This is a genomic window from Marivita sp., assembly GCF_051859345.1.
Classification (GTDB): domain Bacteria; phylum Pseudomonadota; class Alphaproteobacteria; order Rhodobacterales; family Rhodobacteraceae; genus Marivita.
On the sequence record NZ_JBHYFV010000078.1, the window covers coordinates 1 to 5,454 of the forward strand.

Below are 5,454 nucleotides of genomic sequence, written 5' to 3' on the forward strand. Positions count from 1 at the left end.
CCGGAAGTTCGGCATCGGGTTGGATTTACGCCAGACCACGTCGTTCAGGATCCAGTAGCCTTCGTCTTGCAAGGCCGATCCGACACGGAAGATGTTGTGATACGACCCGATCACCCAGATCGCCCCATCAGGTTTGAGCAGACGCCGGGCGGCCCTGAGCCATGCCTTGGTGAAGTCGTCATACACCTTGAAGCTTGAGAACTGATCCCACTCGTCATCCACCGCATCGACACGCGAATTGTCGGGACGGTGCAGATCGCCTTTGAGTTGCAGGTTGTACGGCGGATCAGCAAAGATCAGATCGACCGACGCGGCGGGCAATCCATTCATGATCTCGATGCAGTCACCCGCAAGAATCGTATTGATCGGCAGCGCATCCGCGCTGTTCGGCTTGGTCATCTTTGTCATTCTCTGCCTATCGTCCCGGCGCTGTTGTTGCGCTCTGTGCTTGGGTCAAAAGATGAGTCAAAGCTGATTCGTGGTCAATTTCTTTTTTGAATCAAATGGTTATGATTTCTTCTTGTCACAACATATTGTGGACCGGCTTGAAGGAACGTCTATGGTGTGGGGTCACACCAAGATTTCGAAGGGCTTCTTTGTGACACTTCGTGGGGTATCCCATATTGGTTTCCCATCCATAGCCAGGACACTGTTGCGCCAAATCCCACATGATGGCGTCACGCCGTGTCTTGGCCACAATCGAGGCCGCCGCAATGCTCAACGAGAGGGTGTCGCCTTTGACAATCGGCGTCGCGGGACAGGTCAGATCTCGCGGGATCATATTGCCGTCAATCAGGACATGATCCGGCATATAAGGTAGCGCCTCGATGGCCCGGCACATGGCAAGGTGACTGGCGCGCAGGATGTTGAGTTCATCAATCTCCTCAACGGTCGCTTCGCCAATGCCAATCGTGGCCTGCTGGGTGATCCGCTTGAGCAGATCGTCGCGTTTACGGGCAGTCAATTGTTTGGAATCCTGAAGACCGTCCGGAACAAGCTCTGGTGAAAGCACCACCGCCGCGGCAACCACCGGCCCTGCCAATGGCCCCCGCCCGGCCTCATCCACACCCGCGATCCGGATCAGCCCACGGGCCAGAAAGTGTTCTTCAAATTCAAAGCTTGGCGTCATAGCCTCAGCTTGCCGATCTGCCTTGCAATGACAAGCCGTTACCCGCAAGATCGCCCTCCTGATCCCGCCCGATCCAAACCCACATTTGTTTTTGCAGTTTCGAACGAAAACGCACTGGACACGCCCCAAACCGTCACATAGAACGCCGCCACCCGAACGATGATCGTTCACCCATGCCCGGGTAGCTCAGGGGTAGAGCAGTGGATTGAAAATCCTCGTGTCGGTGGTTCGATTCCGCCCCCGGGCACCACTTCAGATGTCTAGACAATCCTATCGGACGCCCATCAACGGTGCGTCATCACATTCACCGACTCCGCGCTGCGGATTCCCAAATGGCGACATTGATTATCGACGGGTTTGAGCAACGAGAACACAGGCCGTATCCTGCAACAAATGAGCTCCTGGTAAGAACATTCGATGATCACCGGGGCCGCGTGGACTCCGACAATGCCAATCTTTTTTGGGCGAACAACTGTCCAATGGCCGATCATTGCTTGCCAATGCCTTGCCCTTCGACCCTTTGGTGGGCAATCAATAGGCTCAAGTCTAAATGGCACCCAGGTGCTGACAATTGGAGGCAAAGATGCGGGTTTTCTTTACAGGCGGTAGCGGCAAGGCGGGCAAGTGGGCGATCCGGCATTTGCAGGCGCAAGGCCACCATGTAGTGAATGTGGACCAAACCCCTTCAGGTCTGGATTGTCCCGAACTGTTGGTTGACCTTTGCGACGCGGGCCAAGTCATTGGGGCCATGTCGCAGTTTGTCGATGGTTCTGAATTGGACGCGGGCACCGGCGTTCCAACCTATGACGCGGTCGTGCATTTCGCTGCGATCCCCCGCGTCATGATCGGCACCGATGGTGAGTGCTTTCGGCAAAACACATTGACCACCTACAACGTGATCGAAGCGGCCGTGAAGCTGGGCGTTCCAAAAGTGGTCTTTGCAAGCTCGGAGACGACCTATGCCGTGTGCTTTGCGGAGGGAGAGTTGAAACCGGATTTCGTGCCGATCGATGAAACTCATCCGACTGTGCCCCATGACAGCTACGCCATGTCGAAGGTCTGCAACGAGATGACCGCCCGGTCCTTTCAGGCTCGGACAGGCGCTGACATGTACGGGCTGCGGATCAACAACGTGATCGAGCCCGACGAGTACGCGGAGATCTTCCCGGTCTTCATGGAAAATCCCGCGCTACGCCGCCGCAATATTTTTGCGTATATCGACGCCCGCGACTTGGGGCACATGGTGGATTGCTGCCTAAGAACGGATGGGCTGGGCTACCAGGTGTTCAACGTAGCAAACGACGACCTGTCAGTCGGGATTACTTCGGAAGAGGTGATCGAACGGTTCTATCAGGGTGTCGAAGTTCGCAGTGAGATGGGCGCGCACGAGACATTCTTTTCCAACAAGAAGGCAAAAAAGATGGTTGGATTTCAGCCCAAGCACTCTTGGAGGGATGTCTTGAAGTAATCGCGCCGTCTTGGACCCCTATTCAGATCAAGGAGCCGTGAGCCTTTAACTCGGACGGCCCTATGCGGCCCGCCAACCGGACCTTTGCGGTGGAAGCTAGCGCCGCAGTGCGGCTTCATCGAACCCGACGTTCGCACTGGTTCGAAGACAGAGGCAGAGTGAAGGCCCGAACTGTGGATAAACCAGTCGAGTGTTTCGGATAGCCCCAAAAGGCTAGTCGTCCTCGCAGCAATCGCCCGACCAAACGAACCACGTTCGCGCCCTCGATTCACACCCGCAATCCCGCGCGATCCCGCTCCATGACGGTCGTCAACGCCGAGCGGTTGGCGCATCGCGTTATCCAGGCTTGAATGGACGGCTGTTGCGGCGTGGCGTCGGGCAACCATTGGAAGGGGCTCGAAAGCAACAGATCAACCGCTGAGTAGTCTTCTCCGAGTAGGTAAGGCTGGTTTTCCAGTGCATTGGCCAGACACGCAACAACAGCATTGAGGTCGCGGAACGTTGCGTGCAGCGCGGAATGGTCGATCTTGGCCCAGTCGAGAACCAACACAGGTTCCATCACGCCTTGATAATAGAACAACCAGCTCAGGAATTGCCCGCGCTGAGGGTGTCCGACGGGCCGGCCGAGCCCGGCCTCGGGGAACATATCCGTCAGGTAGGCGACGATGGAACCGCGCTCGCGCACATAATCGTCGCCGTCGGTCAGATAAGGCACCTTCTTTTCGGGATGCGGATTGCGTGCATCCGGGCCTCCACTGCCGTCCTGTCGCGCAACGGTGACGTCGACCACGTCGATGCGGTCGGCGACGCCCATTTCCTCGATCAGGTGGAGGATCGACGTCGAGCGGGAGTTCGGGGCATGGTAGAGTGTCGGCATGGTTGAGAATCCTGAATTGTGTCCTGCCTTGTCTTATCTGACACCTGCTGACAGATTGCGTCAGCATGGCCCGAACCGATCGCCTTATGCGCCTGATGGACGCGCTGCGCCGCCTGCCCGCACCGGTCACCGCCACGAGGCTGGCGACTGAAACAGGCGTGTCTCGGCGCCAGCTATATCGGGACATTGCCACATTGCGCGCTGGCGGCGCTCTGATCGATGGTGAGGCCGGGGTCGGTTACCGGCTGACCGAGGATCCCGCGTTGCCGCCACAAAGCTTCTCGCAGCTTGAGATCGAAGCGCTTGTCCTAGCTGTCAGTGACTTGTCCCAGACGGGCGACGCGGCGCTGGAAACGGCAGGCCATTCTGCCCTTGCACGGATCATCGCCACGCTTGCCGACAAGCAGTCGCGCCAAGCCATGCACACCGTTTTGCGCAGCTTCCGGTCACCACCTGCAAAGGTGGAATTCACCGTCGACATGGCGCTGTTGCGGCGCGCTTGCTGGGAGGAACTGGCGCTGAACGTTCGGTATCGTGACCTCAAGGACCAGATCACGGAACGAGAGGTCTGGCCCCTGGGCATCAGTTATTCACACCGCACATTGATGGTGTTGGTCTGGTGCTGCCTGCGTCAGGACTGGCGCATCTTCCATGCGTCGGGGATTGAATCCGCATGCCTCAGCGGGCGCAGCTTCAGACCGCGGCGTGTGCCTTTGCTGCGTGATTATGTGGCGCGCCTGTAGATGCGGGGTTGCCTGCAAACGAGTTGCTGCGCGCGATCGGGGCCATGGTTCCCACTGTGACAACAGTCGCGAAAAACCCATTGATAGCTAGCAACTGTATCTTTCAGGTTGTCGAGGCCGCCTTAATTGCACGAACTCAAATCCTAATGAAAAGACCGCCGTGAAACGCCATTTTGTATACAGATGATCCGTCATTTCAGACTTCACCTCGATTTATTTGCTCGCTTGACCCAATAATGTACACACTCTAATCTCGCAGGAGATGAACTCCCGGAAGGGTGTTGCGTCGAACGGGGGGACACATGGCGGATCGTAGATCGCAGGCAGAAAAAGCCACGATTGGTCTTCGCGGATTGATCCTGTCCGGCGGCTTCGAGCCTAGAATGCGCCTTTCCGAAGTTTCGGTCTCGGCCCAGCTTGGCACTTCCCGCACGCCCTTGCGACAAGCGCTGGAACGGCTTGTGTCCGAAGGGTTGCTTGAGCGGCTTCCAAGCGGTGGATGCCGCGTTGCAAGCTTTGATCTGGACGATGTCAACGACGCGATTGAACTGCGTGGTGTGATCGAAGGCACCGCCGCACGCTTCGCCGCAGAACGCGGTGCGGACCCTGAACTGATGGTCGAGGCGTCCGACATTCTTGACGGTATAGATGAGGCTGTGCGTGACCCTGACGACATCGACTTCGACACCTATGTAGTTCTCAATGCGCGCTTTCATACTCTTCTGTCCAAACTTGCGGGCAGCGCATTGGTGCAGCGTGAAGCTGAGCGCATTTGCCGTCTGCCCTTGGCCTCACCCAGCGCGTTTCTGCGTGAACAGGAACTGATCCCGGATTTCATGCAGTCGTTGATCCGCGCACAGGGGCAACATCGCGCGATCCTAGAGGCTATTGCCGCCCGTGAAGGCGCGCGCGCCGAGGCCCTCGCCCGCGAACATGCGCGCCTTGCGCGACAGAATTTCGCCTTTCTCAACGCTGCAGACCGGCGGCTTGCCAAGCGTGTGCCGGGGTTGTCGCTGGTTACAGCCAACTAAAAGAGCATCTCAGGGAGACAAAAGATGTCCAGCCTTTCCGACGTTATGGCACAGCACAAGAACCCGGTAGAAATGCTTCGCAATTCCCAGATCGGGATGTATGTCTACCCGGTCGTGACGCCGGAATTCCGCAACTGGCGGCTTGAGCAGGAAGCGTGGCGTCACAGCGCCGTTCTGTTCGACCAGTCGCACCACATGGACGAGCT

At 57.6% G+C, this 5,454-nt stretch carries 6 protein-coding genes, 1 tRNA gene and 1 pseudogene; 5 read left to right on the top strand and 3 right to left on the bottom strand.

Features of this window, described 5'->3' with window-relative positions:
• Together ACTIEN_RS21705 and ACTIEN_RS21710 are read right to left on the bottom strand one after the other, a co-directional pair.
• The coding region (locus tag ACTIEN_RS21705) for a DNA-methyltransferase (RefSeq protein ID WP_439525231.1) at positions 1–408 on the bottom strand (408 nt) is incomplete at its 3' end.
• A 115-nt stretch (positions 409–523) separates the two neighbouring features.
• Positions 524–1,192: a ribonuclease HII gene (locus tag ACTIEN_RS21710; protein ID WP_439525236.1), complete on the bottom strand. Its 669-nt coding sequence runs from the start codon at positions 1,190–1,192 to the stop codon at positions 524–526.
• A 112-nt stretch (positions 1,193–1,304) separates the two neighbouring features.
• Between ACTIEN_RS21710 and ACTIEN_RS21715 the strand changes: the two genes are divergently transcribed.
• Both ACTIEN_RS21715 and ACTIEN_RS21720 read left to right on the top strand, forming a co-directional pair.
• Positions 1,305–1,379, top strand: a tRNA-Phe gene (locus ACTIEN_RS21715).
• Between the two features lie 333 nt (positions 1,380–1,712).
• Entirely contained in the window at positions 1,713–2,597 is an 885-nt protein-coding gene (locus tag ACTIEN_RS21720; protein WP_439525232.1) for an NAD-dependent epimerase/dehydratase family protein, read from the top strand.
• A gap of 268 nt (positions 2,598–2,865) precedes the next feature.
• Here ACTIEN_RS21720 and ACTIEN_RS21725 read toward each other — a convergent pair whose 3' ends face one another.
• Entirely contained in the window at positions 2,866–3,474 is a 609-nt protein-coding gene (locus ACTIEN_RS21725) for a glutathione S-transferase family protein (RefSeq protein WP_439525233.1), read from the bottom strand.
• Positions 3,475–3,539: 65 nt separating this feature from the next.
• Between ACTIEN_RS21725 and ACTIEN_RS21730 the strand changes: the two genes are divergently transcribed.
• From ACTIEN_RS21730 to ACTIEN_RS21740, 3 genes and pseudogenes are all read left to right on the top strand, one after another.
• Entirely contained in the window at positions 3,540–4,217 is a 678-nt protein-coding gene (locus ACTIEN_RS21730; RefSeq protein WP_439525234.1) for a helix-turn-helix transcriptional regulator, read from the top strand.
• A 302-nt stretch (positions 4,218–4,519) separates the two neighbouring features.
• On the top strand, positions 4,520–5,248 hold the full coding sequence (locus tag ACTIEN_RS21735) for a GntR family transcriptional regulator (protein WP_439525235.1): 729 nt from the start codon (positions 4,520–4,522) through the stop codon (positions 5,246–5,248).
• A 24-nt stretch (positions 5,249–5,272) separates the two neighbouring features.
• Positions 5,273–5,454: pseudogene (locus tag ACTIEN_RS21740) on the top strand (aminomethyl transferase family protein); the annotation flags it as partial.